The 17,299-nt window shown below is 51.6% G+C and carries 16 protein-coding genes; 11 read left to right on the plus strand and 5 right to left on the minus strand.

Annotated elements, in window-relative coordinates; genetic code table 11:
- Nucleotides 1-221: 221 nt before the first annotated feature.
- The 6 genes from rhtA to ybiO all read left to right on the plus strand — a co-directional run bounded on the left by rhtA (nt 222) and on the right by ybiO (nt 6,920).
- On the plus strand, nt 222-1,109 hold the full coding sequence (gene rhtA, locus FQ015_RS18180; protein ID WP_001295297.1) for a threonine/homoserine exporter RhtA: 888 nt from the start codon (nt 222-224) through the stop codon (nt 1,107-1,109).
- Between the two features lie 298 nt (nt 1,110-1,407).
- Nucleotides 1,408-1,911 carry a DNA starvation/stationary phase protection protein Dps gene (gene dps, locus FQ015_RS18185; protein ID WP_000100800.1) on the plus strand — a complete coding sequence of 168 codons (504 nt, stop codon included), beginning with the start codon at nt 1,408-1,410 and terminating at the stop codon, nt 1,909-1,911.
- Nucleotides 1,912-2,314: 403 nt separating this feature from the next.
- On the plus strand, nt 2,315-3,061 hold the full coding sequence (gene glnH / locus FQ015_RS18190; RefSeq protein ID WP_000843866.1) for a glutamine ABC transporter substrate-binding protein GlnH: 747 nt from the start codon (nt 2,315-2,317) through the stop codon (nt 3,059-3,061).
- A gap of 138 nt (nt 3,062-3,199) precedes the next feature.
- Nucleotides 3,200-3,859, plus strand: a complete 660-nt coding sequence (gene glnP, locus FQ015_RS18195) for a glutamine ABC transporter permease GlnP (protein ID WP_001159065.1) — start codon at nt 3,200-3,202, stop codon at nt 3,857-3,859.
- Nucleotides 3,856-4,578, plus strand: coding sequence for a glutamine ABC transporter ATP-binding protein GlnQ (gene glnQ, locus FQ015_RS18200; protein ID WP_000569077.1), 723 nt, complete (start codon nt 3,856-3,858; stop codon nt 4,576-4,578). Before glnP ends, glnQ begins: the two co-directional genes overlap by 4 nt.
- Nucleotides 4,579-4,694: 116 nt before the next feature.
- Entirely contained in the window at nt 4,695-6,920 is a 2,226-nt protein-coding gene (gene ybiO / locus FQ015_RS18205; RefSeq protein WP_001267253.1) for a mechanosensitive channel protein, read from the plus strand.
- Here the strand turns inward: ybiO and rlmF are convergent.
- On the minus strand, nt 6,917-7,843 hold the full coding sequence (gene rlmF / locus FQ015_RS18210) for a 23S rRNA (adenine(1618)-N(6))-methyltransferase RlmF (protein ID WP_039021130.1): 927 nt from the start codon (nt 7,841-7,843) through the stop codon (nt 6,917-6,919). The two genes, ybiO and rlmF, sit on opposite strands and share 4 nt — an antisense overlap.
- A 275-nt stretch (nt 7,844-8,118) precedes the next feature.
- Between rlmF and mcbA the strand changes: the two genes are divergently transcribed.
- The 5 genes from mcbA (at nt 8,119) to ybiJ (ending at nt 12,510) form a co-directional block, all read left to right on the plus strand.
- Nucleotides 8,119-8,379, plus strand: a complete 261-nt coding sequence (gene mcbA / locus FQ015_RS18215) for a DUF1471 family periplasmic protein McbA (protein ID WP_000710619.1) — start codon at nt 8,119-8,121, stop codon at nt 8,377-8,379.
- Between the two features lie 264 nt (nt 8,380-8,643).
- Nucleotides 8,644-10,926 carry a catecholate siderophore receptor Fiu gene (locus FQ015_RS18220; RefSeq protein WP_039021131.1) on the plus strand — a complete coding sequence of 761 codons (2,283 nt, stop codon included), beginning with the start codon at nt 8,644-8,646 and terminating at the stop codon, nt 10,924-10,926.
- Between the two features lie 41 nt (nt 10,927-10,967).
- Nucleotides 10,968-11,645: a PKHD-type hydroxylase YbiX gene (ybiX, locus tag FQ015_RS18225; RefSeq protein WP_000990146.1), complete on the plus strand. Its 678-nt coding sequence runs from the start codon at nt 10,968-10,970 to the stop codon at nt 11,643-11,645.
- A gap of 73 nt (nt 11,646-11,718) precedes the next feature.
- Nucleotides 11,719-11,985 (plus strand): C4-type zinc finger protein YbiI, encoded by a 267-nt coding sequence (gene ybiI / locus FQ015_RS18230; RefSeq protein WP_000146357.1) that lies wholly within the window; start codon nt 11,719-11,721, stop codon nt 11,983-11,985.
- Nucleotides 11,986-12,249: 264 nt separating this feature from the next.
- Nucleotides 12,250-12,510 carry a DUF1471 family protein YbiJ gene (gene ybiJ / locus FQ015_RS18235; protein ID WP_000849301.1) on the plus strand — a complete coding sequence of 87 codons (261 nt, stop codon included), beginning with the start codon at nt 12,250-12,252 and terminating at the stop codon, nt 12,508-12,510.
- Nucleotides 12,511-12,612: 102 nt separating this feature from the next.
- Here the strand turns inward: ybiJ and ybiE are convergent, their stop codons facing one another.
- From ybiE to dinG, 4 genes are all read right to left on the minus strand, one after another.
- The gene (ybiE, locus tag FQ015_RS24320) at nt 12,613-12,672 is read right to left on the minus strand and encodes a protein YbiE (RefSeq protein WP_211180490.1); all 60 of its coding nucleotides are present in this window, start codon (nt 12,670-12,672) and stop codon (nt 12,613-12,615) included.
- A gap of 66 nt (nt 12,673-12,738) precedes the next feature.
- Nucleotides 12,739-13,824, minus strand: coding sequence for a hydroxycarboxylate dehydrogenase HcXB (hcxB, locus tag FQ015_RS18240; protein WP_039021132.1), 1,086 nt, complete (start codon nt 13,822-13,824; stop codon nt 12,739-12,741).
- A gap of 140 nt (nt 13,825-13,964) precedes the next feature.
- Nucleotides 13,965-14,927 (minus strand): DNA-binding protein YbiB, encoded by a 963-nt coding sequence (ybiB, locus tag FQ015_RS18245; RefSeq protein ID WP_039021133.1) that lies wholly within the window; start codon nt 14,925-14,927, stop codon nt 13,965-13,967.
- 27 nt (nt 14,928-14,954) lie between these two features.
- Nucleotides 14,955-17,105, minus strand: coding sequence for an ATP-dependent DNA helicase DinG (gene dinG / locus FQ015_RS18250; RefSeq protein ID WP_039021137.1), 2,151 nt, complete (start codon nt 17,103-17,105; stop codon nt 14,955-14,957).
- Nucleotides 17,106-17,299: the final 194 nt, after the last annotated feature.

The following is a 17,299-nucleotide window of genomic DNA, read 5'->3' on the forward strand; positions in this document are numbered from 1 at the left end:
TCTAAATTTAAATCACTTTTTCAGAGAACTGCGTAAGTATTACGCATGTATTCCCTGTCATTCATCCAGATTATTCCTAATCACCAGACTAATGATTCCATCAATCCTGGCGCATTTTAGTCAAAACGGGGGAAAATTTTTTCAACAAATGCTCAACCAGCATTGGGTATATCCAGTACACTCCACGCTTTACTTAGGTTTAGATATTTGTGGGAGAAAGGATGCCTGGTTCATTACGTAAAATGCCGGTCTGGTTACCAATAGTCATATTGCTCGTTGCCATGGCGTCTATTCAGGGTGGAGCCTCGTTAGCTAAGTCACTTTTTCCTCTGGTGGGCGCACCGGGTGTCACTGCGCTGCGTCTGGCATTAGGAACGCTGATCCTCATCGCGTTCTTTAAGCCATGGCGACTGCGCTTTGCCAAAGAGCAGCGGTTACCGCTGTTGTTTTACGGCGTTTCGCTGGGTGGGATGAATTATCTTTTTTATCTTTCTATTCAGACAGTACCGCTGGGTATTGCGGTGGCGCTGGAGTTCACCGGACCACTGGCGGTGGCGCTGTTCTCTTCTCGTCGCCCGGTAGATTTCGTCTGGGTTGTGCTGGCGGTTCTTGGTCTGTGGTTCCTGCTACCGCTGGGGCAAGACGTTTCCCATGTCGATTTAACCGGCTGTGCGCTGGCACTGGGAGCAGGGGCTTGTTGGGCTATTTACATTTTAAGTGGGCAACGCGCAGGAGCGGAACATGGCCCTGCGACGGTGGCAATTGGTTCGTTGATTGCAGCGTTAATTTTCGTGCCAATTGGAGCGCTTCAGGCTGGTGAAGCACTCTGGCACTGGTCGGTTATTCCATTGGGTCTGGCGGTCGCTATTCTCTCGACCGCTCTACCTTATTCGCTGGAAATGATTGCTCTCACCCGTTTGCCAACACGGACATTTGGTACGCTGATGAGCATGGAACCGGCGCTGGCTGCCGTTTCCGGGATGATTTTCCTCGGAGAAACACTGACACCCATACAGCTGCTGGCGCTCGGCGCTATCATCGCCGCTTCAATGGGTTCTACGCTGACAGTACGCAAAGAGAGCAAAATAAAAGAATTAGACATTAATTAAATTTACATTTCTGCATGGTTATGCATAACCATGCAGAATTTCTCGCTACTTTTCCTCCACACCGTCTTTATATATCGAATTATGCAAAAGCATATTTATTCCGAAAATTCCTGGCGAGCCAATAAATAAGAATTGTTCTTATCAATATATCTAACTCATTGAATTTTTATTAGTTTTGTTTTTCACGCTTGTTACCACTATTAGTGTGATAGGAACAGCCAGAATAGCGGAACACATAGCCGGTGCTATACTTAGTCTCGTTAATTACTGGGACATAACATCAAGAGGATATGAAATTATGAGTACCGCTAAATTAGTTAAATCAAAAGCGACCAATCTGCTTTATACCCGCAACGATGTCTCTGACAGCGAGAAAAAAGCAACAGTAGAGTTGCTGAATCGCCAGGTTATCCAGTTTATTGATCTTTCTTTGATTACCAAACAAGCGCACTGGAACATGCGCGGCGCTAACTTCATTGCCGTACATGAAATGCTGGATGGCTTCCGCACCGCACTGATCGATCATCTGGATACCATGGCAGAACGTGCAGTGCAGCTGGGCGGTGTAGCTCTGGGGACCACTCAAGTTATCAACAGCAAAACCCCGCTGAAAAGTTACCCGCTGGACATCCACAACGTTCAGGATCACCTGAAAGAACTGGCTGACCGTTACGCAATCGTCGCTAATGACGTACGCAAAGCGATTGGTGAAGCGAAAGATGACGACACCGCAGATATCCTGACCGCCGCGTCTCGCGACCTGGATAAATTCCTGTGGTTTATCGAGTCTAACATCGAATAAATCCATCGCTGATGGTGGAGAACTTTAGTACCCGATAAAAGCGGCTTCCTGACAGGAGGCCGTTTTGTTTTGCAGCCCACCTCAACGCACTTATTTAGTGCATCCATCTGCTATCTCCAGCTGATTAAGTAAATTTTTTGTATCCACATCATCACACAATCGTTACATAAAGATTGTTTTTTCATCAGGTTTTACGCTAAATAATCACTGTGTTGAGTGCACAATTTTAGCGCACCAGTTTGGTGCCCCAGAATGGTGCATCTTCAGGGTATTGCCCTATAAATCGTGCATCACGTTTTTACCGCATCTCGATAAATCAATGAGTTGCAAAACTGGCACGATTTTTTCATATATGTGAATGTCACGCAGGGGATCGTCCCGTGGATAGAAAAAAGGAAATGCTATGAAGTCTGTATTAAAAGTTTCACTGGCTGCACTGACCCTGGCTTTTGCGGTTTCTTCTCATGCCGCGGATAAAAAATTAGTTGTCGCGACGGATACCGCCTTCGTTCCGTTTGAATTTAAACAGGGCGATAAATACGTGGGCTTTGACGTTGATCTGTGGGCTGCCATCGCTAAAGAGCTGAAGCTGGATTACGAACTGAAGCCGATGGATTTCAGTGGGATCATTCCGGCACTGCAAACCAAAAACGTCGATCTGGCGCTGGCGGGCATCACCATTACCGACGAGCGTAAAAAAGCGATCGATTTTTCTGACGGCTACTACAAAAGCGGCCTGTTAGTGATGGTGAAAGCTAACAATAACGATGTGAAAAGCGTGAAAGATCTCGACGGGAAAGTGGTTGCTGTGAAGAGCGGCACTGGCTCCGTTGATTACGCGAAAGCAAACATCAAAACTAAAGATCTGCGTCAGTTCCCGAACATCGATAACGCCTATATGGAACTGGGCACCAACCGCGCAGATGCCGTTCTGCACGATACGCCAAACATTCTGTACTTCATCAAAACCGCCGGTAACGGTCAGTTCAAAGCGGTAGGTGACTCTCTGGAAGCACAGCAATACGGTATTGCGTTCCCGAAAGGTAGCGACGAGCTGCGTGACAAAGTCAACGGCGCATTGAAAACCCTGCGCGAGAACGGAACTTACAACGAAATCTACAAAAAATGGTTCGGTACTGAACCGAAATAATAATGCTACGCCTGTAAAGCGCACTGGCAGTTCCCTCTCCCCTCTGGGGAGAGGATTAGGGTGAGGGGCGCAAACCCGCTCCGGGGCCATTAATTACCCTGAATTTGATTATTTACACCACGGTAACAGGAACAACATATGCAGTTTGACTGGAGTGCCATCTGGCCTGCCATTCCGCTTCTGATTGAAGGTGCCAAAATGACCCTGTGGATTTCGGTCCTCGGTCTGGCTGGCGGCCTGGTGATCGGATTGCTGGCAGGTTTTGCACGCACCTTCGGTGGTTGGATAGCCAACCACGTCGCGCTGGTCTTTATTGAAGTGATCCGCGGCACACCTATCGTCGTCCAGGTGATGTTTATCTACTTTGCCCTGCCGATGGCGTTTAACGACTTACGCATCGACCCGTTTACTGCGGCGGTGGTCACCATCATGATCAACTCCGGCGCGTACATTGCAGAAATCACGCGTGGTGCGGTGCTGTCTATTCACAAAGGTTTTCGTGAAGCAGGACTGGCGCTCGGTCTTTCACGTTGGGAAACCATTCGCTACGTCATTTTACCGCTGGCACTGCGTCGTATGCTGCCGCCGCTGGGTAACCAGTGGATCATCAGCATTAAAGACACCTCGCTGTTTATTGTTATCGGCGTGGCGGAACTGACCCGTCAGGGGCAAGAAATTATTGCCGGTAACTTCCGCGCCCTTGAGATCTGGAGCGCCGTGGCGGTGTTCTATCTGATTATTACCCTGGTGCTGAGCTTTATTCTGCGTCGTCTGGAAAGAAGGATGAAAATCCTGTGATTGAATTTAAAAACGTCTCCAAGCATTTTGGTCCAACCCAGGTGCTGCACAATATCGATTTGAACATTGCCCAGGGCGAAGTCGTGGTGATTATCGGGCCGTCCGGTTCCGGTAAATCTACCCTGCTGCGTTGCATCAACAAACTGGAAGAAATCACCTCCGGCGATCTGATTGTCGATGGCCTGAAGGTTAACGATCCGAAAGTTGACGAGCGCCTGATTCGCCAGGAAGCGGGTATGGTGTTCCAGCAGTTTTACCTCTTCCCGCATCTGACGGCGCTGGAAAACGTGATGTTTGGTCCGCTACGCGTGCGTGGCGCGAACAAAGAAGAGGCGGAAAAACTGGCGCGTGAGCTGCTTGCGAAAGTCGGTCTGGCAGAACGTGCACATCACTACCCTTCCGAACTTTCTGGTGGTCAACAGCAGCGTGTGGCGATCGCCCGCGCGCTGGCGGTGAAGCCGAAAATGATACTGTTTGATGAACCGACTTCCGCTCTTGACCCGGAACTGCGCCATGAAGTGCTGAAGGTTATGCAGGATCTGGCTGAAGAAGGGATGACGATGGTGATCGTGACCCACGAAATCGGTTTTGCCGAGAAAGTCGCTTCGCGCCTGATCTTTATCGACAAAGGCCGGATTGCGGAAGATGGCGACCCGCAGGTGTTGATCAAGAACCCGCCGAGCCAGCGCTTGCAGGAATTTTTGCAGCACGTCTCTTAACTTCTCAGCCTCCCTTTCCCCCGAAAGGGAGGCACACCAGATTCCTCTCATTTAAAATCGCCCCTCCCCCAGCATCTATACTTATCTTTTTGCTCTGTTTTCTCACTGGAGGAGTCATGCGGTGGATCCTGTTCATCCTCTTCTGCCTGCTGGGCGCACCTGCCCACGCGGTATCCATACCGGGCGTTACAACCACAACGACAACGGACTCAACGACTGAACCGGCCCCGGAACCGGATATCGAACAAAAAAAAGCGGCCTATGGCGCACTGGCGGATGTGCTGGATAATGACACCTCGCGTAAAGAGTTGATCGACCAGTTGCGCACCGTCGCCGCGACGCCCCCTGCGGAACCCGTACCGAAGATCGTGCCGCCGACGCTGGTTGAAGAGCAAACTGTGCTGCAAAAAGTCACCGAAGTCAGCCGCCATTATGGTGAAGCCCTTTCCGCCCGCTTCGGACAACTTTATCGCAATATCACCGGCTCCCCGCATAAGCCGTTTAATCCACAAACCTTCAGCAATGCGTTGACCCATTTTTCAATGTTAGCGGTATTAGTGTTTGGTTTTTACTGGCTGATTCGCCTGTGCGCACTTCCGCTGTATCGCAAAATGGGCCAGTGGGCGCGGCAAAAAAATCGTGAGCGCAGTAACTGGTTGCAGCTTCCGGCGATGATTATCGGGGCGTTTATTATCGACCTGCTGTTACTGGCACTGACATTATTTGTCGGTCAGGTTTTAAGCGATAACCTGAATGCGGGCAGTCGCACCATCGCTTTCCAACAAAGTTTGTTTCTCAACGCCTTTGCCCTGATTGAATTTTTCAAAGCCGTACTACGCCTGATTTTTTGCCCCAACGTGGCGGAGCTGCGCCCGTTCACGATTCAGGACGAAAGCGCCCGTTACTGGAGTCGTCGCCTGAGCTGGTTAAGCAGCCTGATTGGGTATGGTCTGATTGTGGCAGTGCCGATTATCTCTAATCAGGTGAATGTACAGATAGGTGCGCTGGCGAACGTCATCATTATGCTGTGCATGACGGTCTGGGCGTTGTACCTGATCTTTCGTAATAAAAAAGAGATTACCCAGCATTTGCTCAACTTCGCGGAGCATTCGCTGGCCTTTTTCAGCCTGTTTATTCGCGCTTTTGCGCTGGTGTGGCACTGGTTGGCAAGCGCCTATTTTATCGTGCTGTTTTTCTTTTCGTTGTTCGATCCGGGCAACAGCCTGAAATTTATGATGGGTGCAACGGTACGCAGCCTGGCGATTATTGGTATCGCCGCGTTTGTTTCCGGTATGTTTTCCCGCTGGCTGGCGAAAACCATCACTCTCTCGCCACATACTCAGCGTAATTATCCGGAACTGCAAAAACGGCTGAACGGCTGGCTGTCGGCGGCACTGAAAACGGCGCGTATTCTGACCGTCTGCGTGGCGGTGATGTTGCTGTTGAGCGCATGGGGATTGTTCGATTTCTGGAACTGGCTGCAAAACGGCGCGGGGCAGAAAACCGTAGATATCCTGATCCGTATCGCACTCATCCTTTTCTTCTCGGCGGTTGGCTGGACGGTGCTCGCCAGTTTGATCGAAAACCGGCTGGCTTCGGATATTCATGGCCGCCCGCTACCGAGCGCCCGCACGCGTACTCTGCTGACGCTGTTTCGCAACGCGCTGGCGGTGATTATCAGTACCATCACCATCATGATTGTGTTGTCAGAAATCGGCGTTAATATCGCGCCATTGCTGGCAGGTGCTGGTGCATTGGGGCTGGCTATCTCTTTTGGTTCGCAAACGCTGGTGAAAGATATTATCACCGGGGTATTTATTCAGTTTGAAAACGGCATGAACACTGGAGATTTGGTGACTATCGGGCCGCTGACCGGCACTGTGGAACGGATGTCGATTCGCTCCGTGGGCGTACGCCAGGATACCGGGGCGTATCACATCATTCCGTGGTCTTCGATTACCACCTTTGCTAACTTTGTCCGCGGCATTGGTTCGGTAGTGGCAAATTACGATGTTGATCGCCATGAAGATGCTGATAAAGCCAATCAGGCACTGAAAGATGCGGTAGCGGAATTAATGGAAAACGAAGAAATTCGCGGGCTGATTATTGGTGAACCGAATTTTGCCGGGATTGTCGGCTTAAGCAATACCGCGTTTACACTGCGTGTTTCGTTCACCACGCTGCCACTCAAACAGTGGACGGTACGCTTTGCCCTCGACAGCCAGGTGAAAAAACATTTCGACCTGGCGGGCGTTCGCGCGCCAGTGCAGACTTATCAGGTGCTGCCTGCTCCGGGCGCGACCCCGGCTGAACCGTTGCCGCCGGGGGAACCAACGCTTTAACGCTGGCGATTGACAAAACGGCGGCGCTGCTCGTCGTTCATAAAGGTCCAGGCAATAAAGCGACTCTGCTTTTGCCCCTGGGCCATCTCTTTTTTAACCACTTTCACCGCGCCCACGTCCGTCAGAGCACGATACAACGGCGGTAAGTTTTCGCCACGAGATACCAGTGAGGTAAACCACATCACCTGCTTCGCGAAGCCTTTGCTCTCTTCAATCATCTTTTTGATAAAAGCCACTTCACCGCCTTCACACCACAACTCCTGTTGCTGACCACCAAAGTTCAATGCATCGTCTTTGTTCAGCCCCAGATTACGCCGTTTACGCTCACTACCCGCCCGTGCCGCAGCGGCGGAATCGTGGAATGGCGGGTTACACAAGGTCGCGTCGTATTGCTCGTTTTTGTGGATAATACCGTTAAAAATCGCCCCGCTCTCTTTTTGCCGACGCAGACGAATGGCGCGATTAAGCCCCGGATTAGCGCTGATGATCGCCTGCGCGCTGCTTAACGCCTGGCTGCTGGTTTCACTACCGGTAAAACGCCAGCCATATTCATGTACGCCAATCAGCGGGTAAATACAGTTCGCACCAACGCCGATATCCAGAATGCTGGCATTAGCTGGAATTGTTCCGCTTGCTTCAGCCAGTAAATCGGCAAGGTGATGAATGTAATCTGCCCGACCTGGCACTGGCGGGCAGAGAAAACCGTCCGGGATATCCCAGTTCGCTACGGCGTAAAAATGGGCCAGCAACGCCTTATTGAGCGCCTTCACCGCCAGCGGATTGGCAAAGTCTACGCTTTGCTCCCCGGCAGGTGTAAGCGTGAGGAATTGCCTGAGTTCAGAATTGACCTGACAAAGCGTGGCAAGATCGTAGCGGCTGTGATGACGGTTGCGCGGATGCAACCCCGGTTTCTGGGCGGACATAGCATTCTCCTTTAAGCAGCGGCGTAAGATACCCGCATAACGCGACAGGGTAAATATCTGGCGTCGTGTATCATGCGCAAAATATGCCACTTATCTTGTTACCCCATCAATTCATCATAAAAATCAGCATCATGCATGTCATTGATTTGTCTTATTTTGTAAAAATATATCGTTCAAAAAACAAGCACATCTCTGTCAATTTTTTGCGTCATTTTCATCGTCCAGGCGACCTACACTTATCAGGCACTACCCGTTGTATTTATGAGGATGTCATTATGAAAAAGTGCCTCACACTACTGATTGCCACCGTCCTGAGCGGAATCTCTCTCACGGCTTATGCCGCACAACCAATGAGTAACCTGGACAGCGGTCAGCTACGGCCCGCCGGTACCGTTTCGGCAACTGGCGCATCAAATCTAAGCGATCTGGAGGATAAACTGGCAGAAAAAGCGCGCGAACAAGGCGCGAAAGGTTATGTCATTAATTCCGCAGGCGGAAATGACCAGATGTTCGGTACTGCAACCATCTACAAATAACCCCACCAACGTAACTGCATTCGCCTCTGGATGCAGTTTTCGCCTGTTTTGTAATCAAAAAACATCAAATATGAACGCAATGTAAATAAATGTATTTCTTTTTCGCGCAATGGGTGATAGAAAATCGCGCCAAGTGATAATGCTTATCAAAATTATTATCACTTGCACGAACACTATCACGGGATTAACAGTGGCATCGCATCCGCAGAGAGGCTTTCTCGTGACAGTGAAAATTTCAACATATAAGAAAAAGTCACCTGCAAAATGGAAAACAATCGCAATTTCCCTGCCAGACAATTTCATTCGCTCACGTTCTTTGCCGGTCTTTGTATTGGTATTACGCCTGTGGCACAGGCACTCGCCGCCGAAGGGCAAACTAACGCGGATGACACGCTGGTTGTCGAAGCATCAACGCCTTCGCTTTATGCACCACAACAATCTGCCGATCCGAAATTCTCGCGTCCGGTAGCGGATACGACCCGCACGATGACGGTGATTTCTGAACAAGTGATTAAAGATCAGGGCGCAACCAACCTTACCGATGCGCTCAAAAACGTCCCCGGAGTGGGTGCGTTTTTTGCTGGTGAGAACGGTAACTCCACCACTGGCGACGCCATTTATATGCGCGGTGCCGATACTTCTAACAGTATTTATATTGATGGGATTCGCGATATCGGCAGCGTCTCACGCGACACCTTCAATACCGAACAGGTCGAAGTGATTAAAGGGCCGTCCGGCACCGACTACGGGCGCAGCGCGCCGACGGGCTCGATCAATATGATCAGCAAGCAGCCGCGCAATGATTCAGGCATTGACGCTTCCGCCAGTATTGGCAGCGCCTGGTTCCGCCGCGGCACGCTGGACGTCAATCAGGTCATTGGTGATACCACCGCGGTGCGCCTGAATGTGATGGGTGAAAAAACGCACGATGCCGGACGCGACAAAGTTAAAAATGAGCGTTACGGCGTCGCCCCTTCTGTAGCTTTTGGCCTTGGCACAGCGAATCGTTTGTATCTTAATTATCTGCATGTCACCCAGCACAACACGCCAGACGGCGGCATTCCGACCATCGGTTTGCCGGGCTATTCTGCCCCATCTGCGGGAACGGCGGCCCTGAATCATTCCGGAAAAGTTGATACGCATAACTTTTACGGCACGGATTCCGATTACGACGATTCGACCACCGACACCGCTACCATGCGTTTTGAGCACGACATTAGCGAGAACACCACTATTCGCAACACTACGCGTTGGTCGCGCGTGAAGCAGGATTACCTGATGACGGCGATTATGGGCGGGGCGTCGAATATTACCCAGCCCACCAGCAATGTGGATAGCTGGACCTGGTCCCGTATTGCGAATACTAAAGATGTGAGTAATAAAATTCTCACCAACCAGACCAACCTGACCTCGACGTTCTATACCGGCTCTATCGGTCATGATGTCAGTACCGGCGTGGAATTTACCCGTGAAACACAAACCAACTACGGCGTTAATCCGCTGACGTTACCCGCGGTGAATATTTATCATCCTGACAGCAGCATTCATCCTGGCGGCCTGACGCGCAACGGCGCAAACGCCAATGGTCAGACGGACACCTTCGCAATTTATGCTTTCGATACGCTGCAAATCACCCGTGATTTTGAGTTGAACGGCGGGATCCGTCTGGATAATTATCATACTGAATATGACAGTGCCACCGCCTGCGGCGGCAGTGGCCGAGGTGCCGTTACCTGCCCAGCTGGCGTGGCGAAAGGTTCTCCGGTCACCACTGTTGACACCGCCAAGTCTGGCAATCTGGTGAACTGGAAAGCCGGGGCGCTGTATCACCTGACGGAAAACGGCAATGTCTATATTAACTATGCCGTTTCCCAACAGCCGCCGGGCGGAAACAACTTCGCCCTTGCGCAGTCTGGCAGCGGTAACAGTGCCAACCGTACCGATTTTAAACCGCAAAAAGCCAACACCAGCGAGATTGGCACCAAATGGCAGGTTCTGGATAAACGCCTGTTGCTCACCGCCGCGCTGTTCCGTACTGATATCGAAAATGAAGTTGAGCAAAATGATGACGGAACTTACTCGCAATACGGTAAGAAACGCGTCGAAGGCTATGAGATATCCGTGGCCGGGAATATCACTCCCGCGTGGCAGGTGATTGGCGGCTATACCCAGCAAAAAGCAACCATCAAAAACGGCAAAGATGTTGCCCAGGATGGCTCCTCATCGCTGCCGTATACCCCGGAGCACGCCTTTACCTTATGGAGCCAGTATCAGGCAACCGATGATATTTCCGTTGGTGCGGGCGCACGCTATATCGGCAGTATGCATAAAGGTTCTGACGGCGCGGTGGGAACGCCAGCGTTTACCGAAGGTTATTGGGTCGCCGACGCTAAACTGGGGTATCGGGTTAATCGCAATCTCGACTTCCAGCTAAACGTCTACAACCTGTTTGATACCGATTACGTCGCCTCAATCAACAAGAGCGGCTACCGTTATCACCCGGGCGAGCCAAGAACCTTCTTGCTCACGGCCAATATGCATTTCTGATTCAGATGTGGGGCGCAGGCCCCACTTTTTGGAGAACTTGTATGATGTACCACATTCCCGGCGTGCTATCGCCAAAGGACGTCGCCCGGTTTCGCGAACAACTGGAACAAGCCGAATGGGTGGATGGACGCGTCACCACCGGCGCACAAGGTGCGCAAGTTAAGAACAATCAACAGGTAGACACCCGCAGCACGTTATACGCCGCCCTGCAAAATGAGGTGCTGAACGCGGTTAACCAACATGCTTTGTTCTTTGCCGCGGCCTTGCCGCGTACCCTTTCCACGCCGCTGTTTAATCGCTATCAGAACAATGAAACCTATGGTTTCCATGTGGATGGCGCAGTACGCAGCCATCCACAAAACGGCTGGATGCGTACTGACCTTTCTGCCACACTGTTTTTAAGCGATCCACAAAGCTACGACGGCGGCGAACTGGTCGTTAATGACACCTTCGGGCAACATCGGGTAAAACTTCCGGCAGGCGATCTCGTGTTGTATCCCTCCAGCAGCTTGCACTGCGTGACACCCGTAACCCGCGGCGTACGAGTGGCATCATTTATGTGGATCCAGTCGATGATCCGTGATGATAAAAAGCGCGCCATGCTGTTTGAACTGGACAACAATATTCAGTCGCTGAAAAGCCGCTACGGCGAAAGTGAAGAGATCCTGTCGCTGCTCAATCTTTATCATAATCTGCTGCGGGAATGGTCGGAGATCTGACGCTTGAACTGCCCGAGTTCGCCCCTATATTAGCTACACTTAACTGTACAAGTATTGATATGGGGAGGACGATATGGCATCCGGTTGGGCTAACGATGACGCCGTCAACGAACAGATCAACAGTACAATTGAAGATGCGATTGCTCGTGCCCGGGGTGAAATTCCGCGTGGCGAAAGCCTGTATGAATGTGAAGAGTGCGGAGCCCCCATCCCGCAAGCCCGTCGGGAAGCCATTCCTGGTGTGCGCTTATGCATTCATTGTCAGCAGGAGAAAGATTTACAAAAACCAGCTTATACAGGATATAATCGCAGAGGTTCGAAAGACAGCCAGTTACGTTAACTGCAACTGGCGGGATGTATAGTGAGTATAATTTGTATTTTGCGTGGCATTTCGTGCCTTTAACGCTGCCGTGACTGCCACGCTGCATAAAACAAGTCCATAAGTACAACAAATAAATGGTTTATCAGTATGTTAGATATCAATCAATTTATTTGAACAAGGCGGTCAATTCTCTTCGATTTTATCTCTCGTAAAAAAACGTGATACTCATCACATCGACGAAACAACGTCACTTAAACAAAAATCACCTGCGAGAGATTAATTATGAAAACTATCAATACTGTTGTTGCTGCTATGGCTCTTTCAACTCTGTCCTTTGGCGTGTTCGCGGCGGAACCGGTAACGGCATCCCAGGCACAGAACATGAATAAAATCGGCGTGGTTTCTGCCGATGGTGCATCCACCCTCGATGCCCTGGAAGCGAAACTGGCTGAGAAAGCTGCGGCTGCTGGTGCTAGTGGATACAGCATCACTTCTGCCACCAACAACAATAAATTAAGCGGTACCGCGGTTATCTATAAGTAATTCGTAGGACGGATAAGGCGTTGACGCCGCATCCGGCAACAGGTGCCTGATGCGACGCTACCGCGTCTTATCAGGCCTACAAAATCCGAACCGTTGGACGGATCAGGCGTTTACGCTACGTCCAGCACAAGTATTTCCCTGTCTGTTTGCCGACAGACGCATATGCTCTAACCCTCATTGATCCTATGTTACCCTTGTTTGCCCGTCCGTCACTGGACGGGCTTTTTTTTAGTTGGCTAACTGCTGACAGAAAGCCTGCAACACCTCTTCCGGCATACCAATCTGCCGTGCCGCATCACAAATGGCCTGCCAGCTTCCCGCATCCAGTGGAATCCCCAACTCCTGCCGTTCGCGACGCGTGTTCACTTCCCACTCGCCCGGTAGCAAAATCGGCTTATCGTCATCATGCGGCGAGGCTTTCACCCACTGGGCAAAGGCTTCGGTCTGCGCACTACAATCCGGCGCGCCGAACAGTTCCGGGTTGATGATGATTGTGGTCATGCAGTTAATAATGGCATCGGGACTGGTTTGTAACGTTTCCTGATGCGTTGTTTTACCGCCGGAAAGCGCCCCGCCAAGAATTTCACACATCGCCGCGAGGGCGTAGCCTTTATGTTCGGCAAAGGTCAACAACGAACCCAACGGCGACTCCTGCATTACCGCCGGATTTGTCGTCGGTACGCCGTTAACGTCAATCAGACAGCCTGGCGGCACGGGTACGCCTTTATGCCAGGCGACGCGAGTTTTCCCAAATGCGATGGCGCTGGTGGCGTAATCGAGCAACAGAGGGAAATTATCTTTACGTGGGAAAACCACACAGAACGGGTTGGTGCCAAAGCGGCTGTCGCGGCCGTGGAACGGCGCGACCATTGGAATACCCACCACGCTAACAAAGTGGATAGAGACAAACCCCGCCGCCGCGCACTGTTCTGCCCAGTAACCAATACGACCGATGTGATGCGAGTTATGTAGCGCCACGGCGGCTATGCCGTGCTGATGCGCTTTCTCAATCCCCAGCGCCATCGCTTCGTGTGCCGCTACCTGACCAAATGCGCGATCGCCATCGAGCGTGACCACCGCCCCCGCCTCTTTAACGATTTTGGCATGGTGGTTAATTTGCAGATGCCCCTGACTCCAGGAGCGCACATAGCTTGGGATCATGCCAATACCATGTGAATCATGCCCTGCCAGGTTTGCCGCGATTAAATGATCGGCGACTAATTTCGCTTCCTGTTCCTCGCTACCCATCTGACGAAATACAGCCTGAATAAAACTGTGCAGCGTCTGAGCATCAAAGCGATGACCACTTTCCATGATTAACTCCTGTTTATGTTATGTGTTTGTTGTTTTTTTATGCTGCACGCCGGGCGCGGGAAGGTCAATAAAGATGCAGGAATTTCATATTGCGGTGGGGTAAAAGCCGGATGACATGGCTCATCCGGCTGAGATGAAAATTAAAATGCCTGATTAACGCGCGCCAGGCCATCGCTAATAGTTGCCGCCTCACCTGTTGCCACCAGGCAGCAAGCCATCTGGATTTTCAGCGATTCGGGAATCGGCTCGCTGCCAGCCAGGCAACGCTCAATCCACTGCGCCGTGGTTTCCGGGTCTTTTGCTTGTGGCAGTAACTCGCTACCAGCAGTGTCCTGTTTTTCATACAGCACCCGCACCCCTTCACGGTCAATGAGATTGATCTGCGGGCAGCGCTGCGGATTAGCATACACTTCACCTTCAGTACCATGCATTAGTAGCGCCCGCCCGCCGATATCGCTAAAGAACTTCGCGACGCGTCCAATGTATTCCGGATGCGAAACGCTGGAAAGACGCAGCGCCTCACCTTCGGCAAATGGCGTCGCCAGTTTCGCCAGGGTATGTGCACTGTTACGCACGCCCATCCGCCAGCGCATCGCCAGTTGTTTTTCCAGCGGCGGGCAAAACGCGCCGACTGGCATAAACACCGGTTGATGTTCGTCGAGCTTCGCCTGCGCCTGCCCGCCGTGCAACGTTGGCGTAATACCCATCAGTTCGAAAATGGTTTCTGTCAGCACGCGAGTTGGATCTTCGCTAACCCCGTGAACCACCACAGGAAAACCGAGTTTGTGCAGCAGAATCGCCAACAACGGCGTCAGGTTGGCCTGTTTACGCGCGCCGTTGTAACTAGGGATGACAATCGGCATCGGCTTGCCAACAGGCGGCGTCAGCTTGATGGTGTGATTTTGCATGGCTTCGTAAAAGCCGAGCATCTCTGCTTCCCCTTCCCCTTTGATACGCAGCGCAATCAATACGCCGCCCAACTCAAGGTCAGGGACTTCACCATTGAGCATATGAGCATACAGACCGCGCGCAGTATCCCGGTCTAAATCGCGCGCGTGGTTTTTCCCGCGCCCGATCTCTTTAATGATTTTGCGATAGTCCATTTACGACTCCTTACCTGACTCACATCATTAACGCCGCCGACGGCGTGGGGATTTCGTTTTTTCTTTCTTTTTAACTATACCTTCAGGGACTTCCGGTTGCTCTATCGGAAATACCGGTAATGCATCCAGTAGTCGCTTGCCATAATTTTTGGTCAGCAAGCGTTTGTCGTAGATAACCACTTCGCCCCAGCAACCGTGGCTTCGAATCAGTCGCCCAACCTGCTGAATCAGGTTAAACGAGGCGCTCGGCAGGCTTTGCACCTCAAACGGATAGCGGTTGAGGCTTTTCAGCCATTCCCCTTCGGTGATCACCACGGGGCTGTCGATGGGCGGAAAAGCGATTTTGTGGATATGCACCTGGCTTAACAGATCACCTTTCAAATCAAGCCCTTCGGCAAATGACTGTAAGCCCACCAGCACGCTGCGCTCACCGTTGGCAACGCGTTTGCGGTGCAGTTCAACTAAACGGTAACGCGGCTGATCGCCCTGCACCAGCAGCATCAGACGTAAATCCGTCACATAGTCGAGAAACCGCTGCATCGCCCGTCCGCTGGCAAACAGTACCAACATACCGAGATGTTTTTTGCTCTCCACCTGCTTACGGAAAAAGGCCGCCATCTCGGCAATGTGCTGCTCTTCGTTGTCGATGGAAGGCTCAAAGCGCATCCGGGGAATAACAATTTTGCCCTGTTCGCAGTGGTTAAAGGGCGAATCCAGCGCCACAAAGCGGTCACCCGCTTTCTCTTTCAGCCCGCTCATCTCCTGCAAACGCGAAAAACTGTTCAGCGAACGCAAGGTTGCGGAGGTAACAATAATGTGCGGAATACTGCGCCACAACAGCCTTTCCAGTTGGTCGCTAACACGAATACCCACACAGTGAAACCACAGATGTAGCTGCCCGTCGCGCTCTTCCCGCGTCGCCCATTTAGTGACGGGTGCACCGGAAGATTGCGCCAGAGAAGCCAGCCGCCAGAGTTTGCTTTGCGCCTCGAACATCCCCAACGCGCGGTTCATCTGCAAAATCAACCGATGCAGGCGTACAATGTCATGGCTGCCGGTTTTCTCACTTAAATCGTTGAGAAATAACTCCGCCAGACCACGCAGCATCTCGGTGAGCTTTGCCAGCCGCTGACAGATTTCCAGCACTTCCTCAGGCAGTTCCCCCATTGTAAAACGGTGCTCCGCCTCCTGACCGGCTGGCATGTAGAGATTGAGAATGTTGTTTAACGAAGCGATAAGCTCATACAACTCTTCACAATGCGCATTCAAACGTTCAGGGATTGCCAGCGGTGGGATCGTCTTCGGGCGAAACTGCTCCATACAGGTAGCAACAAGCTTCGTAAACAAGTCCAGCTGCAGCCGATACCACGGCGCGGTAATTTCGGCGCTCATCTCCAGCGCATCCCGTGCCACATCAGGCAGGTGATGGCCTTCGTCCAGCACCAGCAGTAAATTTTTCGGGTCAGGCAATACCGCTTCGCTTTCCATCGCCGCCATCACCAGCGCATGGTTTGCCACCACCACTTCCGCTTCCTGAATCTCCCGACGAGCAACAAAAAACGGGCATTCACGATAGTAGTAACAGTTGCGGTTGAGGCAGCTGGCTTTGTCGGTACTTAAACGACGCCAGAGATCATCATCAATGGCGATATCCGTATGATCGCGCAGACCATCCCATTTATAAGTGTCGAGATCGCCCTTCAACTTTGCACAACGTTTTTGCTCTTCCTGATTATTTGGCGTCAGTTCGTCGTCAAGAAACGCCAGCAGATCCTGTTGCGTGGGCTCAGTGCTGGCGAGCGCCGTCAGATTACGCGGGCAAACGTAGCGCCCACGCCCAAAAGCGGCAGTGAATTTAAGATCGGGAATGATCTTTTTCAGCAGCGGTAAATCTTTGCTGTAAATCTGATCCTGCAACGCCACGTTGGCGGTACTCACCACCAGCGTTTTTTGCTCTTCGCGGGCAATGGCGATGCCGGGGATCAAATAGGAGAGCGTTTTCCCAACGCCGGTGGGGGCTTCAATCGCCAGATGCCGCCCTTCTTCTCCGGCCAGCGTTTTGGCGACGTCCGCAATCATCTGCCGCTGCGGCGCACGGGGAATAAAGTCGGGGATCTGTTCCTGAAGCGCCTTATACCAGGCGGCAATTTGCGCTTTAAGCGCGGCGGTTAATGCCATGAGAAAACCTGAAATACTGTATAAACAGCCAATATTGTGGCATTTTTCGGTTTTCAGGGGTAATGGTTTTTCTGTTTCTGGAAAGCGGCTCGCAAACACGCCCTCACACAATATATTTGATTGAAAGTTCGACGGCACGGTGAGCGCCAGTCTTCAGGGCAGAAAACAGCAAGTGATACCGCATTTCGTGGTTA

Source organism: Escherichia sp. HH26CH, from assembly GCF_009820205.1.
Classification (GTDB): Bacteria; Pseudomonadota; Gammaproteobacteria; order Enterobacterales; family Enterobacteriaceae; genus Escherichia; species Escherichia coli_F.